Source organism: Burkholderia sp. AU15512 (genome assembly GCF_002223325.1).
Lineage (GTDB): Bacteria > Pseudomonadota > Gammaproteobacteria > Burkholderiales > Burkholderiaceae > Burkholderia.
In genome coordinates, this window is record NZ_NKEX01000004.1 from 40,887 (window position 1) to 59,399 (window position 18,513).

19 protein-coding genes are annotated in these 18,513 nt (G+C 66.5%); 11 read left to right on the forward strand and 8 right to left on the reverse strand.

What is annotated here, in order from left to right:
• Positions 1–35: 35 nt before the first annotated feature.
• The 6 genes from CFB43_RS12740 to CFB43_RS12770 all read right to left on the reverse strand — a co-directional run bounded on the left by CFB43_RS12740 (position 36) and on the right by CFB43_RS12770 (position 7,039).
• Positions 36–1,580 (reverse strand): 2-isopropylmalate synthase, encoded by a 1,545-nt coding sequence (locus CFB43_RS12740; protein WP_089431493.1) that lies wholly within the window; start codon positions 1,578–1,580, stop codon positions 36–38.
• Between the two features lie 319 nt (positions 1,581–1,899).
• Positions 1,900–2,772 (reverse strand): CDP-diacylglycerol--serine O-phosphatidyltransferase, encoded by an 873-nt coding sequence (pssA, locus tag CFB43_RS12750; protein WP_069248477.1) that lies wholly within the window; start codon positions 2,770–2,772, stop codon positions 1,900–1,902.
• Positions 2,773–2,787: 15 nt separating this feature from the next.
• Positions 2,788–3,432 (reverse strand): phosphatidylserine decarboxylase, encoded by a 645-nt coding sequence (locus CFB43_RS12755; RefSeq protein WP_039370565.1) that lies wholly within the window; start codon positions 3,430–3,432, stop codon positions 2,788–2,790.
• 127 nt (positions 3,433–3,559) lie between these two features.
• A complete protein-coding gene (gene ilvC, locus CFB43_RS12760) occupies positions 3,560–4,576 on the reverse strand; it encodes a ketol-acid reductoisomerase (protein WP_039370562.1) in 1,017 nt (338 codons plus the stop codon).
• 95 nt (positions 4,577–4,671) lie between these two features.
• Positions 4,672–5,163 carry an acetolactate synthase small subunit gene (ilvN, locus tag CFB43_RS12765; RefSeq protein WP_011352712.1) on the reverse strand — a complete coding sequence of 164 codons (492 nt, stop codon included), beginning with the start codon at positions 5,161–5,163 and terminating at the stop codon, positions 4,672–4,674.
• 112 nt (positions 5,164–5,275) lie between these two features.
• Positions 5,276–7,039 carry an acetolactate synthase 3 catalytic subunit gene (locus CFB43_RS12770; protein WP_089495334.1) on the reverse strand — a complete coding sequence of 588 codons (1,764 nt, stop codon included), beginning with the start codon at positions 7,037–7,039 and terminating at the stop codon, positions 5,276–5,278.
• Positions 7,040–7,393: 354 nt separating this feature from the next.
• Between CFB43_RS12770 and CFB43_RS12775 the strand changes: the two genes are divergently transcribed.
• The 11 genes from CFB43_RS12775 (at position 7,394) to CFB43_RS12825 (ending at position 16,892) form a co-directional block, all read left to right on the forward strand.
• Positions 7,394–7,957, forward strand: coding sequence for an RNA polymerase sigma factor (locus CFB43_RS12775; protein ID WP_089495335.1), 564 nt, complete (start codon positions 7,394–7,396; stop codon positions 7,955–7,957).
• The gene (locus CFB43_RS12780) at positions 7,954–8,379 is read left to right on the forward strand and encodes a DUF3619 family protein (protein WP_089495336.1); all 426 of its coding nucleotides are present in this window, start codon (positions 7,954–7,956) and stop codon (positions 8,377–8,379) included. Before CFB43_RS12775 ends, CFB43_RS12780 begins: the two co-directional genes overlap by 4 nt.
• A 26-nt stretch (positions 8,380–8,405) precedes the next feature.
• Positions 8,406–9,170, forward strand: a complete 765-nt coding sequence (locus tag CFB43_RS12785; protein ID WP_089495337.1) for a DUF3106 domain-containing protein — start codon at positions 8,406–8,408, stop codon at positions 9,168–9,170.
• Between the two features lie 6 nt (positions 9,171–9,176).
• Complete coding sequence (locus CFB43_RS12790; RefSeq protein ID WP_089495338.1) at positions 9,177–9,683, forward strand: RDD family protein; 507 nt, start codon at positions 9,177–9,179, stop codon at positions 9,681–9,683.
• 225 nt (positions 9,684–9,908) lie between these two features.
• Entirely contained in the window at positions 9,909–10,847 is a 939-nt protein-coding gene (locus CFB43_RS12795) for a UDP-2,3-diacylglucosamine diphosphatase (protein WP_041492905.1), read from the forward strand.
• Positions 10,848–10,876: 29 nt separating this feature from the next.
• On the forward strand, positions 10,877–11,911 hold the full coding sequence (locus CFB43_RS12800) for a glycosyltransferase family 4 protein (RefSeq protein WP_059531147.1): 1,035 nt from the start codon (positions 10,877–10,879) through the stop codon (positions 11,909–11,911).
• Positions 11,908–12,444, forward strand: coding sequence for a diacylglycerol kinase (locus CFB43_RS12805; RefSeq protein WP_069248483.1), 537 nt, complete (start codon positions 11,908–11,910; stop codon positions 12,442–12,444). Before CFB43_RS12800 ends, CFB43_RS12805 begins: the two co-directional genes overlap by 4 nt.
• A gap of 205 nt (positions 12,445–12,649) precedes the next feature.
• Complete coding sequence (locus CFB43_RS12810; protein ID WP_089495339.1) at positions 12,650–13,408, forward strand: TetR/AcrR family transcriptional regulator; 759 nt, start codon at positions 12,650–12,652, stop codon at positions 13,406–13,408.
• Positions 13,405–13,986, forward strand: a complete 582-nt coding sequence (locus tag CFB43_RS12815; protein ID WP_089495340.1) for a TIGR00730 family Rossman fold protein — start codon at positions 13,405–13,407, stop codon at positions 13,984–13,986. Before CFB43_RS12810 ends, CFB43_RS12815 begins: the two co-directional genes overlap by 4 nt.
• Positions 13,987–14,008: 22 nt before the next feature.
• The gene (locus CFB43_RS12820; RefSeq protein WP_089495341.1) at positions 14,009–14,770 is read left to right on the forward strand and encodes an SDR family oxidoreductase; all 762 of its coding nucleotides are present in this window, start codon (positions 14,009–14,011) and stop codon (positions 14,768–14,770) included.
• 229 nt (positions 14,771–14,999) lie between these two features.
• Complete coding sequence (locus CFB43_RS12825; protein ID WP_089495342.1) at positions 15,000–16,892, forward strand: ArnT family glycosyltransferase; 1,893 nt, start codon at positions 15,000–15,002, stop codon at positions 16,890–16,892.
• Positions 16,893–17,082: 190 nt separating this feature from the next.
• Here the strand turns inward: CFB43_RS12825 and CFB43_RS12830 are convergent, their stop codons facing one another.
• Both CFB43_RS12830 and CFB43_RS12835 read right to left on the reverse strand, forming a co-directional pair.
• On the reverse strand, positions 17,083–17,700 hold the full coding sequence (locus tag CFB43_RS12830; RefSeq protein ID WP_089495343.1) for a DUF924 family protein: 618 nt from the start codon (positions 17,698–17,700) through the stop codon (positions 17,083–17,085).
• Positions 17,697–18,428, reverse strand: a complete 732-nt coding sequence (locus CFB43_RS12835; RefSeq protein WP_089495344.1) for an alanyl-tRNA editing protein — start codon at positions 18,426–18,428, stop codon at positions 17,697–17,699. Before CFB43_RS12835 ends, CFB43_RS12830 begins: the two co-directional genes overlap by 4 nt.
• Between the last annotated feature and the right edge of the window lie 85 nt (positions 18,429–18,513).

Genomic DNA, 18,513 nt, shown 5'->3' on the forward strand with positions numbered 1-18,513 from the left:
CACGGGGCGTTTCGGTGACGCGCAGCGCGCTGCGCTTATGAGCGCTGCGGATTGACCTTGTCGTCCTTCGAATGCAGCTTGTTCAGTGCGGAGATGTACGCCTTCGCGGATGCGGCGACGATGTCCGGATCGGTGCCGACGCCGTTGACGATCCGCCCGCTCTTCGACAGCCGGACGGTCACTTCGCCCTGCGCCTGCGTGCCGGTCGTGATCGCGTTCACCGAATACAGCAGCAGCTCGGACCCGCTGCCGACTTCGCTCTCGATCGCATTGAACGTCGCGTCGACCGGGCCATTGCCGCGCGCTTCACCGGTCACTTCCTTGCCCTCGACCGCGAACACGATTTTCGCCTGCGGTTGCTCGCCCGTCTCCGAACGCTGCGACAGCGACACGAACTTGAAGTGCTCCTGCTCGTGCGCGAGCGCCGACTCCTCGGACACGATCGCGATGATGTCTTCGTCGAAGATCTCGGCCTTGCGATCGGCCAGATCCTTGAAGCGCATGAACGCGGCATTGAGTTCGCTCTCGCTGTCGAGCGCCACACCGAGCTCCTGCAGGCGCTGCTTGAACGCGTTGCGGCCCGACAGCTTGCCGAGCACGATCTTGTTCGCGGTCCAGCCCACGTCTTCCGCGCGCATGATCTCGTAGGTGTCGCGCGCCTTCAGCACGCCGTCCTGGTGAATGCCCGACGCATGCGCGAACGCGTTCGCGCCGACCACCGCCTTGTTCGGCTGCACGACGAAGCCGGTGATCTGCGACACGAGCTTCGACGTCGGTACGATCTGCGTCGTGTCGATGCCGACGTCGAGGCCGAAGTAGTCCTTGCGGGTCTTCACGGCCATCACGATTTCTTCGAGCGAAGTGTTGCCCGCGCGCTCGCCGAGGCCGTTGATCGTGCACTCGATCTGGCGCGCACCGCCGATCTTCACGCCGGCGAGCGAGTTCGCCACCGCCATCCCGAGATCGTTGTGGCAATGCACCGAGAAGATCGCCTTGTCCGAGTTCGGAATGCGCTCCCGCAGCGTCTTCACGAGGTTGCCGTACAGCTCCGGCACGCCGTAGCCGACCGTGTCCGCAATGTTGATCGTCGTCGCGCCTTCCGCGATCACGGCTTCCAGCACGCGGCACAGGAAGTCGAGATCCGAGCGGCTGCCGTCTTCCGGCGAGAATTCGACGTTGTCGGTGAACTTGCGCGCGAAACGCACCGCGAGACGCGCCTGCTCGAACACCTGGTCGGGCGTCATCCGCAGCTTCTTCTCCATGTGCAGCGGCGACGTCGCGATGAACGTGTGGATCCGCGCGCTGTTGGCCGGCTTCAGCGCATCAGCGGCGCGCTGGATGTCCTTGTCGTTGGCGCGCGCCAGCGAGCAGATCGTGCTGTCCTTCACGAGACCGGCGATCGTGTGGATCGCGTCGAAATCGCCGTTCGAGCTGGCCGCGAAGCCGGCCTCGATCACGTCGACCTTCATCCTCTCGAGGTGCTTCGCGATGCGGATTTTCTCTTCCTTCGTCATCGACGCACCGGGCGATTGTTCGCCGTCACGCAACGTCGTATCGAAAATGATCAGCTTGTCTGTCATGGGGGGCTCCAGGGCTCTTTATACGGAAGTCAAACGTAACGAGATCGCGCCACCGCTGGCGACGCTCGACAACAGACGAAGCTTGACGGGGGGCGAGAACGGTCAGCGCGGCAGGCGCGCCGAAGCTAGCGCGCGTAGCGGCGCACCGGCTAGAAGGAGGGAGAGGCGGGAAAATGCAGTCATGCCAAAGACTATAGCGGCATTCCGTTGGGTGCGCAATCGGACGGCACCCGGGGTTTCCGGCCGCACGGGCCGAACCAGGGACAAATGAAAACGGCGACCCTGGGGCCGCCGTTTCCGGGCAAAGCATGCGCGTGCGTCAGTGATCGCGCTGCGACGAGCGCGCCGGATTCGCGCGCCCGCGGATGGCCATGTAGCCCCAGAACACGTAGCCGGACAGCCCGTACAGCACGAACAGGCAGAACAGCATCAGCGGCGGATCGGACGACACGAGCACGAACGCGACGACGACCAGCAGGATCGCCGCGAACGGCACGCGGTGCCGCACGTCGAGCGCCTTGCCGCTGTAGAACGGCGCGTTCGACACCATCGTCACGCCCGCGTAGATCGTCAGCACGAACGCGACCCACGGCAGCCAGCCGAGCTTCATCGGCACGCGGTTGTCGGTGGCAAGCCACACGAAGCCCGCGATCAGCGCGGCCGCGGCCGGGCTCGGCAGCCCCTGGAAGAAACGCTTGTCGACGACGCCGATGTTCGTATTGAAGCGCGCGAGGCGCAGCGCGGCGCCCGAGCAGTACACGAACGCGGCGAGCCAGCCCCAGCGGCCGAGATCCTTCAGCACCCACTCGTACATCACGAGCGCGGGCGCGACGCCGAACGACACCATGTCCGACAGGCTGTCGAACTGCTCGCCGAACGCGCTCTGCGTATGCGTCATGCGCGCCACGCGTCCGTCCATTCCGTCGAGCACCATCGCGACGAAAATCGCGATCGCGGCGATCTCGAAGCGCACGTTCATCGCCTGCACGACCGCGAAGAAGCCGCAGAACAGCGCGGCGGTCGTGAACGCGTTCGGCAGCAGGTAGATGCCGCGCGTCTTCAGGAACCGCTGGCGCGCGGCGCGGCGGCTCTCGATGGGCACCGGATCCTGTGCCATCACCTTGTTGCGCCGGAACGGGCGTGGCGTCTGGCCGGCGCCGTTGCGCGGCCGACGCGGTTTGAATGCGGCCATCGTGCGCCTCGCCGCTTACTGTTCGAGTTCGGCGAGGATTGTCGACGACGCGTAGACCTTCTCGCCGATCGACACCTTCGCGCGGCTGCCGAGCGGCAGGTACACGTCGACGCGCGAACCGAAGCGGATGAAACCGTAGCGCTGGCCGCGCGACAGCGGTTCGCCCGCGCGCACGTAGCAGAGGATCCGGCGCGCAACGAGGCCGGCGATCTGCACCGCGGTCACGGTCTTGCCGCTCGCCGTCTGGATCACGACCGCATTACGCTCGTTCTCGGTCGACGCCTTGTCGATCGCCGCGTTCAGGAACGCGCCCGGGAAGTATTCGACCTTGGAGATCGCGCCATCGACCGGCGAACGCTGCGAATGGACGTTGAAGACATTCATGAACACGCTGATCTTCAGCGCTTCGCGGTTCGCGTACGGGTCCTGCGTGGTCTCGACCGCGACGATGCGGCCGTCCGCCGGGCACAGCACCGCGTTCGGCTGCGCCGGGATCGGACGCTGCGGGTCGCGGAAGAACTGGACGACGAAGACGAGCAGCAGCCAGAACGGCCACGCGAAGCCGAAGCCCCCGACAGCATGGATCAACAGCGCGATGACGGCTGCAATCGCGATGAACGGCCAGCCTTCGCGCGCGATGATCGGATGAGGATAGTTCATGGATTCGTTCTGTGTTCGGTGAATTGCAAAGCCCGTAGGATAGCAAAAGCCGCCCGGGGCACTGCTGCCTTCGGGCGGCTTTTTGGTACCGGCCCTCTATTCGAGGGGCCGGAACAGCACGCGGTGCTTAGTTCTTCGACTGGTCGACGAGCTTGTTCTTCGCGATCCACGGCATCATCGCGCGCAGCTTCGAGCCGACTTGCTCGATCTGGTGCTCGGCCGTCAGGCGGCGGCGCGACTGCAGCGTCGGTGCGCCTGCCTTGTTCTCGAGAATGAAGCTCTTCGCGTACTCGCCCGTCTGGATGTCGGTCAGGCACTGCTTCATCGCCTTCTTCGTCTCTTCCGTGACGATGCGCGGGCCCGTCACGTACTCGCCGTACTCGGCGTTGTTCGAGATCGAGTAGTTCATGTTCGCGATGCCGCCTTCGTAGATCAGGTCGACGATCAGCTTCAGTTCGTGCAGGCACTCGAAGTACGCCATTTCCGGCGCGTAGCCTGCTTCGACCAGCGTCTCGAAGCCGGCCTTGATCAGCTCGACGGTACCGCCGCACAGCACGGCCTGCTCGCCGAACAGGTCGGTTTCGGTTTCTTCACGGAAGTTGGTTTCGATGATGCCCGCACGGCCGCCGCCGTTCGCTGCCGCGTACGACAGCGCGATGTCGCGTGCCGCGCCCGACTTGTTCTGCGCAACCGCGATCAGGTGCGGCACGCCGCCACCTTGCGAGTACGTGCCGCGAACCGTGTGGCCCGGTGCCTTCGGCGCGATCATGATCACGTCGAGGTCGGCGCGCGGGATCACCGCGCCGTAGTGGACGTTGAAGCCGTGCGCGAATGCCAGCGCCGCGCCCTGCTTGATGTTCGCGTGGACTTCCTTCGCGTACACGTCGGCGATCTGCTCGTCCGGCAGCAGCATCATCACGACGTCGGCGCTCTTCACCGCTTCCGCGACTTCCTTGACCGACAGGCCTGCGTTTTCGGCCTTGCTCCACGACGCGCCGCCCTTGCGCAGGCCGACCGTCACGTTCACGCCGCTGTCCTTCAGGTTCAGCGCGTGTGCATGGCCTTGCGAGCCGTAGCCGATGATCGTGACTTGCTTGCCCTTGATGAGGGAGAGGTCAGCGTCTTTGTCGTAGAAAACGTTCATGATGGTTCCTTCGCTAATTCAAAAATTCAACAATTCGTTCGGATGGAGTACTGCGGGCCGGGACATGACGGCGCACCCGGCGTGCCTGTCTGGCATCACACCTTCAGGATGCGCTCGCCGCGTCCGATGCCGGAGCTGCCGGTGCGCACGGTCTCTAGGATCGCGCCCGCGTCCAGCCCCTGGATGAATGCGTCGAGCTTGTCGCTCGCGCCCGTCAATTCGATCGTGTAGGTCTTTTCGGTCACGTCGATGATGCGGCCGCGGAAAATGTCCGCCATCCGCTTCATTTCTTCGCGCTCCTTGCCCACTGCACGTACCTTGATCAGCATCAGCTCGCGTTCGATGTGTGCACCGTCGGTCAGGTCCACCACTTTCACCACCTCGATCAGGCGGTTCAGATGCTTCGTGATCTGTTCGATCACGTCGTCGGAGCCAATGGAAACGATGGTGAGCCGCGACAGCGATTGGTCTTCGGTCGGCGCCACCGTCAAGGTTTCGATGTTGTAGCCGCGTGCGGAAAACAGACCGACCACGCGCGACAGCGCGCCCGGTTCGTTCTCCAGCAGGACGGAAATGATGTGTCTCATGTTCGCTTCTTCCAGAATGTGTCCGTGTCGATTCTCTCGCGCCGCGCGCTGCCGCGTGCCGCGCCGCCCTTCGTGAAGGCGGCCGCATCGGGCTCAGGCGCGCGTCGCGCCGTTACAGATCTTCCGATCCGAGCAGCATCTCGGTGATGCCCTTGCCGGCCTGTACCATCGGCCAGACGTTTTCGGTCGGATCGGTCTGGAAGTCGAGAAACACGGTGCGGTCCTTCAGGCGCAACGCTTCCTTCAGCGCCGGCTCCACATCCGAGGTCTTTTCGATCCGCAAGCCGACATGGCCGTACGCTTCGGCGAGCTTCACGAAATCAGGCAGCGCATCCATGTACGAATGCGAATAGCGCTTGCTGTATTCGATCTGCTGCCACTGGCGAACCATGCCGAGATAGCGGTTGTTCAGCGAAATGATCTTCACGGGCGTGTCGTACTGCAGGCAGGTCGACAGTTCCTGGATGCACATCTGGATCGAGCCTTCGCCCGTGATGCACAGCACGTCGTCGTCCGGGTGCGCCATCTTGACGCCCATCGCTGCCGGCAGGCCGAAGCCCATCGTGCCGAGGCCGCCGGAGTTGATCCAGCGACGCGGCTTGTTGAAACGGTAGAACTGCGCCGCCCACATCTGGTGCTGGCCGACGTCCGAGCACACGAACGCATTGCCGTCCGTCAGCTCCCACGCCTTCTCGACCACGTACTGCGGCTTGATGATCTCGCTCTCGCGGTCATACTTCAGGCAATCCTTCGAGCGCCAGCCTTCGATGTCCTTCCACCATTGCGCGAGCGCCTCGGTGTCGGGGCCATGCTCGGCCGTCTGCAGCTGCTCGATCAGCTCCTTCAGCACCTCCTTCACGTCGCCGACGATCGGGATGTCGACCTTCACACGCTTCGAGATCGACGACGGGTCGATGTCGATGTGGATGATCTTGCGCGGACGCGACGCGAAGTGCGCCGGGTCGCCGATCACGCGGTCGTCGAAGCGGGCACCGATCGCGATCAGCACGTCGCAGTGCTGCATCGCCATGTTCGCTTCGTAGGTGCCGTGCATGCCGAGCATGCCGAGGAATTTCTTGTCCGACGCGCGATAGCCGCCCAGGCCCATCAGCGTGTTCGTGACCGGGTAACCGAGGAGATCCGCGAACTGGTTCAGTTCGCGCGACGCGTCGGCGAGGATGATGCCGCCACCCGTGTAGATGTACGGACGCTTCGCCGTCAGCAGCAGCGACACGGCCTTGCGGATCTGGCCCGAATGGCCCTTCGTGACCGGGTTGTACGAACGCAGCGACACGCTCTTGACGGGCTCGTATTCGCACGGCGTCTTCGAGATGTCCTTCGGGATGTCGATCAGCACCGGGCCCGGACGGCCGGTGCGGGCGATATAGAACGCCCTCTTGACGGTTTCCGCGAGGTCGCGCACGTCCTTCACGAGGAAGTTGTGCTTCACGCACGGACGCGTGATGCCGACGGTGTCGCACTCCTGGAAGGCATCCTGGCCGATCGCGGCCGTGGGCACCTGGCCGCTGATCACGACCATCGGGATCGAATCCATGTACGCCGTGGCGATGCCGGTCACCGCGTTGGTGACACCGGGGCCCGACGTCACGAGGCAGACGCCGACATTGCCGGTGGAACGCGCATACGCATCGGCTGCGTGCACGGCCGCCTGTTCGTGGCGCACCAGCACGTGCTGAATCTTGTCCTGCTTGTAAAGCTCGTCGTAGATGTAAAGTACCGAGCCGCCGGGGTAGCCCCAGATGAATTCGACGTTTTCATCGGCCAGTGCCTTCATGAGCACGGTACCGCCGATGGAGTCGCTATCGGGAGGGGAAAGGGGTTCCGACGTGGAGAATTCCGCGCTGGGCATGTTCATTTTGACCTTTCGAATTTTCGGCAAAAAATTGATCGGGTGCTCTCTGCCGGGCTTGTGGCTCGGGTTCAAGCGGCGCGTCCAGTTTGAAGGGCAGGCTTCTTGGGCCAGCCTCAAATGAGACCATCACTTCATGTTGCGAATCATTGACGATAGCGGGTCGCGAGGGGGTCGTCAAGCAAAATATCCCGCAGCGCATCATGGGCGCCGCCCGGCACCCGCCGCCGCGGCTCGCGCGCAACGTGCGGCGGCCAACCCGGTGCCAAGCGGCGCGAAAATTTGATAGCATCCGCGGGTTTTACGAAATTTTTCGCCCTTTTACACCACGCAGCGGCCCGCAGCGCATACCTTCACGGAATGGCATCAGACAAGGAACTCGCCGACTTTCTGGCGGGCGTCGAAAGGCGCGCGTTCAAGCAGGCTGCGTACGCCGTGCGTGACGACGATGCGTCGCTCGACATCGTGCAGGACGCGATGATCAAGCTTGCGGAGAAGTACGGCGACCGGCCGGCGGCCGAGTTGCCGCTGCTTTTTCAGCGGATCCTGCAGAACGCGATCCACGACTGGTTCCGTCGGCAGAAAGTCCGCAACACGTGGGTCACGCTCTTCTCGTCGCTGAACAGCGGCGACGACGACGACTTCGACCCGCTCGAAACACTCGAATCCGCGGACGACAACGCGGGCGTCGAAAGCAGCGAGCACCGCCTCGAACGAGAGCAGGTTCTGGCCCTGATCGACGAAGAAATCCAGAAGCTTCCGGCGCGTCAACGGGAAGCGTTCCTGATGCGTTATTGGGAAGATATGGATGTCGCCGAGACTGCCGCCGCGATGGGGTGCTCCGAGGGCAGCGTGAAGACGCACTGCTCACGGGCCACCCACACGCTGGCGCATGCGCTCAAGGCCAAAGGAATCACGCTATGAGCTCCGCTCCCGCAAATCGAGAACACGAATTCGCGTTGAAGGTGCGCCGCGCGCTGGACGAGTGCGCGGCCGACCTGCCTGCCGCGACCACCGACCGTCTGGCCGTCGCCCGCCGGGCCGCGCTCGCGCGCAAGAAGCCCGAAGCCGCGACCGTGCCGGTGTTCGTGCCGGCCTTCGCCGGCGCGGCCGGTGCGTACGGCACGGCGCCCGCGAGCCGCCCGCAGGCGTCGCTCGCGCGCCGCCTGCTGCGCGCGTGGCCGCTGGCGCTGCTGCTCGCGGGGCTCGTCGGCATCGCCTACTGGGAAGACATGCAGCGCACCGCCGAACTCGCCGACATCGACGCGGCGATGCTCAGCGACGACCTGCCGCTCAATGCGTATCTCGATCACGGGTTCAACGCGTATCTGTCGCGCGCTCACTAACAGACAATAACGAGGGGATCGCACGGGTGAGTCAGAAGCGCGGCCTGGCCGTATTTTTCGGATGCGTAATCGCGATCGCCGTTTCCTACGTCGCCACTTACCCACGATTCCACCCGGCCCCCGCGACGACCGCCGCCGCGGTCAGCAGCCCTGCCGCGCCAGCATCGGCCGCGACCGGGCTGAGCACCGAACTCCCCCCGCTGCCCCTACCCCTGCCGCTGCCGGCCGCTACCGGCCCGTTGTCTTGGGCGCGCCTCACGCCGGCGCAGCACGCGGCGCTCGCGCCGTTCGCCGACCAGTGGGACGGCTTCAGCGATGCCCGCAAGCGTAAATGGCTGAAGATCGCATCGCGTTTCGCGAAGTTGACGCCCGATGACCAGAAGCGCCTGCAGGACCGGATGACCGAATGGGCCAAGATGACGCCCGAGCAGCGCCGCGTCGCGCGCGAGAACTACCAGAGTGCGAAGGAGCTTTCCGCACAGGCGCGCGAGCGGGCGTGGAAGGCATACCAGCAACTCCCGGAAGAGCAGAAGGAACGGCTCGCGGCCGCCGAGCGCCGCCGCCGGCCGAGCGTCGTCAGTGCGCCGCCGACCGTCGCCGACCGGGACGTGCGCCGCCTCGTCAATTCGCACGAACACCCAGCAAGCGGCCCGGCCACCGTACCGGCGCCCGTCTCGGCTGCCGTCGCGCCGCCGGTACCCGCATCGTCGACGGCCGGCACCGCATCCGCGCCGGCTGCCGTGGCGCCGGTGTCGCCCGCCGACGCGCCCTCGCTGTTCAAGGGCTCCTGAGCGCCCGTGGCGAACGCCCACGCACCTGAAACTCCGACCGCCGCGCCGTCCGTGCGACGGCGTCTCGCCGCGCTGCTCTACGAAGGTGTGCTGCTGTTCGGCGTGGTGTTCTTCGCCGGGCTCGCGTTCAGCCTCGCGACGCAGCAACGCAACGGCCTCGTCCATCACAATCTGCTCGCCGCCTGGATCGCGCTCGTGGTCGGCGCGTACTTCGTCTGGTTCTGGACCCACGGCGGCCAAACGCTGCCGATGAAGACCTGGCGGCTGCGGCTCGAATCGTCGAGCGGCCGGCCGCTGAGCGCGGGCCACGCGCTCGTCCGCTATGTGCTCGGCTGGCTGTGGTTCCTGCCGCCGCTCGCGCTGCATCCACTCCTCGGCCTGTCGGTACCCGTCACGCTCGCGCTCACCGCCGCATGGATCGCCGTATGGGCAGGCGCCGCGCGACTGCATGCCGAGCGCCAGTTTCCGCACGACCGGATCGCCCGCACGCGCGTCGTCGCGATACCGCGCTGATGCACGGCATTCGCCTGATGAAAACACCTCGCCGAGGCGACTTCCGCCCGGCCCGGCAGCCTTGCCCGACAATGGCGAGCCGTTCCGTACGGCACATTACGCAACGCCCGGTCATTCACTGCTAAACACCCTGCAGCGGTCGTAATAAGAACGTCTCGTGACTGTCATGGCACAGTCACGCCCGCATGGCGGAATGCCGGTAATGTCAACCGGCGCGAGTCATGCATGGGCCAGAAAACGTCCGCGACCTCCCTGTTCCGTCACCCCATCGGCGCCCGCGCCGCCACAGCATTCCTGTCCGGTTCTGCCGCAACCGATGGGCTAGTATCGCAAGACCCGCCTGCCGGGCACGCCGCGCAGCATGACGACCCCGACTCGTCGGCCCACCGCTACCGCACCATCTGGCTGTCCGACATCCACCTCGGCTCGAGCGGCTGCCAGGCGCCGTACCTGCTCGACTTCCTGCGCCACAACGATTCGGAGTACCTGTACCTCGTCGGCGACATCATCGACGGCTGGCAGCTGAAAAAGGGCTGGTACTGGCCGCAGGCGCACAACGACGTCGTGCAGAAGATCCTGCGCAAGGCACGCAAGGGGACGCAGGTCGTCTACATCCCCGGCAACCACGACGAAGGCGCGCGGCAGTTCTGCGATCTCGCATTCGGCGACATCCAGGTGCGCGGCGAGGCGTTCCACACGACGCTCGCGGGCAAACGTTTGTGGATCGTGCACGGCGACCTGTTCGACGGCGTGATCCAGCACGCGAAATGGCTCGCGTACCTCGGCGACACGCTCTACACGCTGATCCTCGTGCTGAACCGCTGGTTCAACCGGATCCGCAGCCGGCTCGGCTTCCAGTACTGGTCGCTGTCGCAGTACCTGAAGCACCAGGTCAAGAACGCCGTCAACTTCATCTCCCAGTTCGAGACCGTGATGACCGACGAGGCGCGCCGTCGCGGCTGCGACGGCGTCGTGTGCGGCCACATCCACAAGGCGGAGATCCGCGACATCGACGGCGTGCTGTACTGCAACGACGGCGACTGGGTCGAAAGCCTGTCCGCACTCGTCGAAACGATGGAAGGCGAACTGAAGATCGTCTACTGGACGGTGATGCGCACCGCACCGACGGAGACCACGTCGCGCAAGGCCAAGGCCACTGCCTGACACCCCCCTACTTACAGGACAAAGCCGCGATGAAGATCATGATCGTCACCGACGCGTGGGAACCGCAGGTCAACGGCGTCGTGCGCACGCTGAAGAGCACGTCGCGCGAACTCACCGCGCTCGGCCACCGCGTCGAACTGCTGACGCCGCTGGAATTCCGTACGGTGCCCTGCCCGACCTACCCGGAGATCCGCCTGTCGATCCTGCCGTACCGCAAGCTGCGCGCGCGAATCGATGCGTTCGCCCCCGACGCGCTGCACATCGCGACCGAAGGCCCGCTCGGCCTCGCCGCGCGACGCTACGCGCGATCGCGCAAGCTGCCGTACACGACCGCGTACCACACGCGCTTTCCGGAATACGTGCAGGCGCGCTTCGGCATCCCGCTCGCCGCGACCTACCGCTTCCTGCACTGGTTCCACGGCCCGTCGCTCGCGGTGATGGCGCCGACGCCGGTCGTCAAGCAGGACCTCGAGAAATTCGGCTTCACGAACGTCGTGCTGTGGACGCGCGGCGTCGATCTCGACGTGTTCCGGCCGATGGAATCGAAGGTGCTCAACACCGCGCGGCCGATCTTCCTGTACGTGGGCCGCGTCGCGATCGAGAAGAACGTCGAGGCATTCCTGCGCCTCGACCTGCCCGGCTCGAAATGGGTCGCGGGCGAAGGCCCCGCGCTCGCTGAGCTGAAGTCGCGCTATCCGGAAGCAAACTATCTCGGCGTGCTGTCACAGGCCGAGCTCGCCAAGGTGTATGCTGCGGCCGACGTGTTCGTGTTCCCGAGTCGCACCGACACGTTCGGCCTCGTGCTGCTCGAGGCGCTCGCCTGCGGCACGCCGGTAGCCGCGTATCCCGTGACGGGCCCGATCGACGTGCTCGGCGAAGGCGACGCCGGCGCGATGCACGAAGACCTGCAGGAAGCCTGCCTCGAGGCGCTTAAGATCGAACGCACCACTGCGCGCGCGTGGGCCGAACGCTTCTCGTGGCGCGCGGCATCCGAGCAGTTCGCGTCGCATCTGAAGCCGCTGCCGAAGACCGCGTACTCGCCAGCAGAAGGTGCCGCCGTTTGAAACGAGACCTGAACGACAAAATCCCGCCCCCCGACGCAACGCCGCAACGGCACCGCCCGTTCGACGAGGAAGAGCCGCACGCCGACGCGGACGTGCACGCGCACGAGCCGCTCGGCCCCGACGATCGGCTCGCGCCGCTGCCGCCGAACCCGTACAAGCGCCATCGCGGCATCACGCGCGCCTGGTACGCCCTCAAGCATTCGCTGAACGGCTTTCGCGTGGCGATTCGCGAGGAGAGCGCGTTTCGCCAGGAGCTCACGCTCGCCGCGCTGATGCTCCCGGTCGGCGCATTCGCACCGGTGCCGGCGGCATCGCGTGCGCTGCTCATTGCGTCGGTGCTGCTCGTGCTGATCGTCGAGCTGCTGAACTCGAGCGTCGAGGCCGCGATCGACCGCATCTCGCTCGAGCGTCACGAACTCTCGAAGCGCGCGAAGGATCTCGGCAGCGCAGCCGTGACCGTCGCGCTGTTCGCGTGCGTGACGACGTGGGGCTTCGTGCTCGGCCCAGTCGTCGCACGCTGGCTCGGCTTCTAGAGAGCTGCCCTGCGGGTACCTGGCGCACCGCCCGCGTGCGGCGCTGCACCATGCGCTGCGCGGGGCGGCGATCACGAAATGCCCCGATGTGGCGAAACCCCGGTTTATAATCGTCCGCTAGACATAGAACAGCAACCCGCGCCGGACGAATCACGCAGCATCGATTGCAGCGCCCGCCAGTCCGGCACACACAGGGCCGGACGACATGGAAGCGAAACCTCCCCGCCGCACCCGCGAACGGATTCTCGAGTTGTCGTTGAAACTCTTCAACGAGATCGGCGAGCCGAACGTCACGACCACGACGATCGCCGAGGAAATGGAAATCAGTCCAGGCAACCTGTACTACCATTTCCGCAACAAGGACGACATCATCAACAGCATCTTCGCGCAGTTCGAGCAGCAGATCGAACGGCGGCTGCGCTTTCCCGAAGATCACCGTCCGACGATCGACGAAACCTGGTCGTACCTGCAGTACATGGCCGATTTCATGTGGACCTACCGGTTCCTGTATCGCGACCTCAACGACCTGCTCGCCCGCAACCGCACGCTCGAGACGCACTTCAAGCAGATCATCAGCCACAAGGTGCGCTTCGCGCGCGACATGTGCGAGCTGCTCGTGTCCGACGCCGAGATGGTCGCGACGCCCGCCGAGATCGAGGTCATCGCCACCAACATGGCCGTCATTTCGACGTACTGGCTGTCGTATCAGTACGTGATGCATCCGCGCAAATACAACGACCAGGACGCGATCCGCGAGGAACTGCACCAGGTCAGCATGCACGTGATCTCCGTGATGGCGCCGTACCTGCGCGGCCGTTCGCGCCAGCTGTTCGACGACCTGGTCTCCGGCAAGCTGCCGAAGCGCCAGTTCACCGACTACCTGCCGCCGCGCGACGGCTCGCCGCGCCCCGCCGACAGCCCCGTCGTCACCGGGCAGGCACCCGCCAAGGATGCCAAGCAATGAAGGCTGTTTGTGTTTACTGCGGCTCGTCGTCCGGCGTGCGGCCCGTCTATACCGACGCCGCGCGCGCATTCGGCCGCGCGCTCGTCGACGCAGGCCTCACGCTCGTCTACGGCGGCGGCCGGGTCGGCCTGATGGGCGTGATCGCCGACGAAGTGATGGCGGCCGGCGGCCGTGCGGTCGGCGTGATCCCCGAACTGCTCGTCGACAAGGAAGTCGGCCATACGGGGCTGTCGGAACTGCACGTCGTGCCCGACATGCACCACCGCAAGAAAATGATGGCCGACCTGTCCGATGCGTTCGTCGCGATGCCCGGCGGCGCCGGCACGCTCGAGGAGCTCTTCGAGGTTTACACGTGGGCGCAGCTCGGCTATCACCGCAAGCCCGTCGCGCTCTACAACATCGATTCGTTCTACGATCCGCTGATCGCGCTGCTGCGCCATACGGTCGACGAGGGCTTCATGCGTCCGGCCTATTTCGACGCACTGTGCGTCGAATCGGAACCCGTCGAGCTGATCGAGCGACTGCGCCGCTACCAGCCGCCCGCCCGCGACAAGTGGGCGCCCGACGCGGCCAAGTAACCGTCACCGGAACCCGCACGCGATGACCGCTCCGTCCGAGCGCAAGGCCGTCCTCATCACCGGCGCGAGCCGCGGCATCGGCCGCGCGACCGCCGTGCTCGCGGCCGAGCGCGGCTGGGACGTCGGCATCAACTACGCGCGCGACGCGGCGGCGGCCGAACTCACCGCGCAGGCCGTCCGCGACGCGGGCGGCCGGGCGTGCGTCGTCGCGGGCGACGTCGCGAACGAAGCCGATGTCGTCGCGATGTTCGACACCGTCACGGCCGCATTCGGCCGCGTCGACGCGCTCGTCAACAACGCGGGCATCGTCGCGCCGTCGATGCCGCTCGCCGACATGCCGGCCGACCGGCTGCGGCGGATGTTCGACACCAACGTGCTCGGCGCGTATCTGTGTGCGCGCGAAGCCGCGCGCCGGCTCTCCACCGACCGCGGCGGCCGCGGCGGCGCGATCGTCAACGTCTCGTCGATCGCCTCCCGGCTCGGCTCGCCGAACGAATACGTCGACTATGCCGGGTCGAAAGGCGCGGTCGACTCGCTGACGATCGGTCTCGCGAAGGAACTCGGCCCGCACGGCGTACGCGTCAACGCGGTCCGACCCGGCCTGATCGAGACCGACATTCACGCGAGCGGCGGCCAGCCGGGCCGTGCGGCCCGCCTCGGCGCCACGACACCGCTCGGCCGCGCGGGCGAAGCGCGGGAGATCGCCGAAGCGATCGTCTGGCTACTGGGCGACGCGGCGTCCTACACGACGGGCGCCCTGCTCGACGTCGGCGGCGGCCGGTAATTCCGCACTGCGGCGCATCCAAAACCGCCGTCCGAAGCGATCCGTCGTCACGACACCACAAATCTCCACAATTTCGTGACACGAACGGTAATCCACCGTAACAATTCCGTGGTCTACTAGCGGACATTCAGACAGGTGTCATAAACACCCGTCCGTTGGCCTTTGATATGGCCCCAATCGGTCCTGCCCACGTCGCCGGATCCGCTCGACTCGACCCGAGATTCCTTCCATGCCTGGAACCGCAGCGCCCAGCCGGCGACGCACGTCTGTGCCCGCTCCGGCCCAGTACACCCATTCGACCGCCGACGCCGATCTCACCGCAACGCTCGACGCCGCCGGCACGCCCGTCGCCGCCTCGACCGCCGTCACCAGCACGACGCGCGAACGCTCGCGCCTGCTCGGCTGGCGCGCGTGGCTGTTCGTCGCCGCGCTGATCTGCGCGTATACGCTGCCGGGCGTGCTCGGCCACGACCCGTGGAAGCAGGACGAAACCTACACGTTCGGCATCATCCAGCACATGCTCGAGACCGGCGACTTCGTCGTGCCGACCAATGCCGGCCTGCCGTTCATGGAAAAGCCGCCGCTCTACGCGTGGGTCGCGACCAGCCTCGCCTGGCTGCTGCAGCGCGTGATGCCGCTGCACGACGCGGCCCGGCTCGCGAGCGCGCTGTTCGCCGCACTGGCATTCGGCTTCATCGCGCGCGCGGCGCGCGTCGCCAGCCGCGCGGACGCCTGGTTCGACCTGCGCGTGATCGGTCCCGTCGTGCTGAGCGCCGGCACGCTCGTGGTCATCAAGCACGTGCACGACATGATGACCGACGTCGCGCTGTTCGCCGGCACGGCAATCGCGTTCTGCGGACTGCTCGAACTCGTGATGCAGCACGTCGCGCGTGCGCAGCAGATGCGGCACGGGCTACCGGTCCGGCCGTCGGGCCGCTGGGCCGCGCCGATCTTCGGCGCGGGCGTCGGCATCGCACTGATGACGAAGGGGCTGTTCGTGCCGCTCGTGTTTGCCGCCACGCTCGTCGGCGCGATGGTGCTCTATCCGGCCTGCCGCACCCGCGCGTTCGCGCGCTCGCTCGGCGTCGCCGCACTGGTGTTCGCGCCGTTCGCGCTCGTCTGGCCGACCGCACTGTTCCTGCGCTCCGAGACGCTGTTCATGACGTGGTTCTGGGACAACAACGTCGGCCGCTTCTTCGGTTTCTCCGTCCCCGAACTGGGCGCGGAAAACGACAAGCCGTTCTTCATCCTGCGTGCGTTCCTGCTCGTCGGCTTCCCGGTCGCGCCGCTCGCGATCGTCGCGCTCGCGCGCGGTGCGTGGCGCGACTGGCGCACGCCGCGCATCGCGCTGCCGGTGATGTTCACGCTCGTCGGGCTCGTCGTGCTGCAAGTGTCCGCGACGTCGCGCCAGCTCTACATCCTGCCGTTCTTCGCCCCGCTCGCGCTGGTCGCCGCACAGGCCATCGACCGCCTGCCGCGCCAGCTGCATCTCGCGTGGGACTACCTGAGCCGCATCCTGTTCGGCACGGCCGCCGCGCTCGCCTGGGCCATCTGGGCGGTGATGGCCGATCCGGCGGCGTCGCGCAAGGATCTGACGCTGCTCGGCCGCTGGCTGCCGCTCGACTGGACGATGCCGATCGAACCCGCGCTCGTGATCGGTGCGCTCGTGCTGACGGTCGGCTGGCTGACGCTGCTGCCGAAGCTGCGCGCGACGGGCGTCTGGCGCGGCGCGCTGTCGTGGGGCGCCGGCGCACTCGTCGCATGGGGGCTCATTTACACGCTGCTGCTGCCATGGCTCGACGTCGCGAAAAGCTACCGCTCGGTGTTCGACGACCTGAACGCGCATCTCGCACTCGAATGGAACGACGGCGACTGCATGGCGAGCCTGCACGGGCTCGGCGAATCGGAAGCGCCGATGCTGTACTACTTCTCCGGCATCCAGCACACGCCGATCGACGACGCGAAGACGACACGCTGCACCTGGATGATCGTTCAGGGCGTGCGGGCCGTCGATCCGGCACCCGGCGACGAATGGAAACTGTTCTGGACGGGCTCCCGCCCGGGCGACAACGAGGAACTGCTGCGCGTGTACGTGCGCACGCCCGAACAGCACGTTGAGTAAGGCGGGGGAGCGACGGCGGACGCGCCGCCGTGCTTGCCCTCGTACCGGGCGTGGCGTGGTGAGCACCACCGCCCGAGCAGCGAACAGCCATCGGGAAATGCGCGCCGCCGCCCGGCGTGCCCTGCCGCCACCGTGCCCGCGTGACTCCGCGGGCCTTCCCTCTTCCCGCGTCACGCCGCTGCCCGAATCGTCAGAACGACGAACCAGGCTCGCGAAGAAACGCCGTCTCCTCGTCGCTCGATACCCGACCGAGAATCGCGTTCCGGTGCGGAAAGCGGCCGAAGCGCTCGACGACGGCCGCATGCAGCAACGCGAAGCGGTGATAGCTCTCGCACCCTGCTTCGTCGCGAATGCCTGCGCACAGGCGCACGGCCTCACGCTGGCTCTCGACCGACTCGTCGTGCTCGAACGGCAGATACGCAAACGCGCGGTGATGTCCGCTCGGCAACTGCGCGTCCCAGTCGGCCGCGACGACGCGGCGCGCAAGCGCGAGCGCTTTCGGATCGGCGGCAAACGCGCGCGGCGTGCCGCGATGGATGTTGCGCGAGAACTGGTCGAGCACGACGATCAACGCCAGTGCCCCCGACGGCGAGCTTGCCCAGTGATCGCAAGCGCCGTCGCACGCGGCGTCGAGCAACGCGCCGTAGCGCGTGCGCAGCACGTCGTCGAATGCCGCGCCGCCGTTGAACCAGACCTTGCGGTTCTGCCCGAATTCGGCCGAGCCCGGCTCGCCGAACCAGAAATCGAGAATCTCCCGCGCTTGCGGATCGAGCGCCGCCGCGCCCGCGTGGGGGGTGTCAATCGTCATGCAAACTCCAGTACGAGGCGCCGGGTGCGCGCGCTCTTCTTTTCCAGTTTCGCGACCCGCAGCTCGCCGATTTCGGACGTATTGCGCACATGCGTGCCGCCGCACGGCTGCAGGTCGACCTGCTCGATGCGCAGCAGCCGCACGCGGCCGAGGCCCATCGGCGGCTTCACGCTCATCGTGCGCACGAGGTCCGGCCGCGCGGCCATCTCGTCGTCGGTGATCCATTCGGTCGTGACCGGATGCGCGCCGCCCACCAGGCCGGCGAGGCGCCGCTCGACGTCATCGCGGTCGATCGCGTCGGACGTCGCGAAATCCAGCCGCACGTAGTCGGCCGTCACGCTGCAGCCGTCGACCGCGTACGGCAGCACCGCGCACATCAGGTGCGCCGCGGTATGCAGCCGCATGTGGCGATAGCGGCGCAGCCAGTCGATCTCCGCGACCACGCGCGTGCCGGGCTCGAGCGCCGCGACACTCGCCTCCTGCCCCGGTGCGGGCACGTGCACGGCGTCGTCGGGCGTCGCGCCGTCGAACTTGGCCTTGCGCGTATCGGCAATCGCGATCGTGCTGCCGTCGGGGAGCGTCAGCGTGCCTGTGTCGCCGGCCTGGCCGCCGCCGAGCGGATAGAACACGGTGCGGTCGAGCCGGATACCGTCGTCGCCGACGGCCAGCACGACCGCGTCGCATTGCGTGAGGTACGCGTTTTCGCGAAACAGCGCTTGTGTCGTCATCGGGCAAACCTCGTATCGATGGGGGGAAGCGGCCAGTGTCGCGCCGCGCGGCGCGCGCGCCCAGACGCAGATCGTCCCGCGCGCG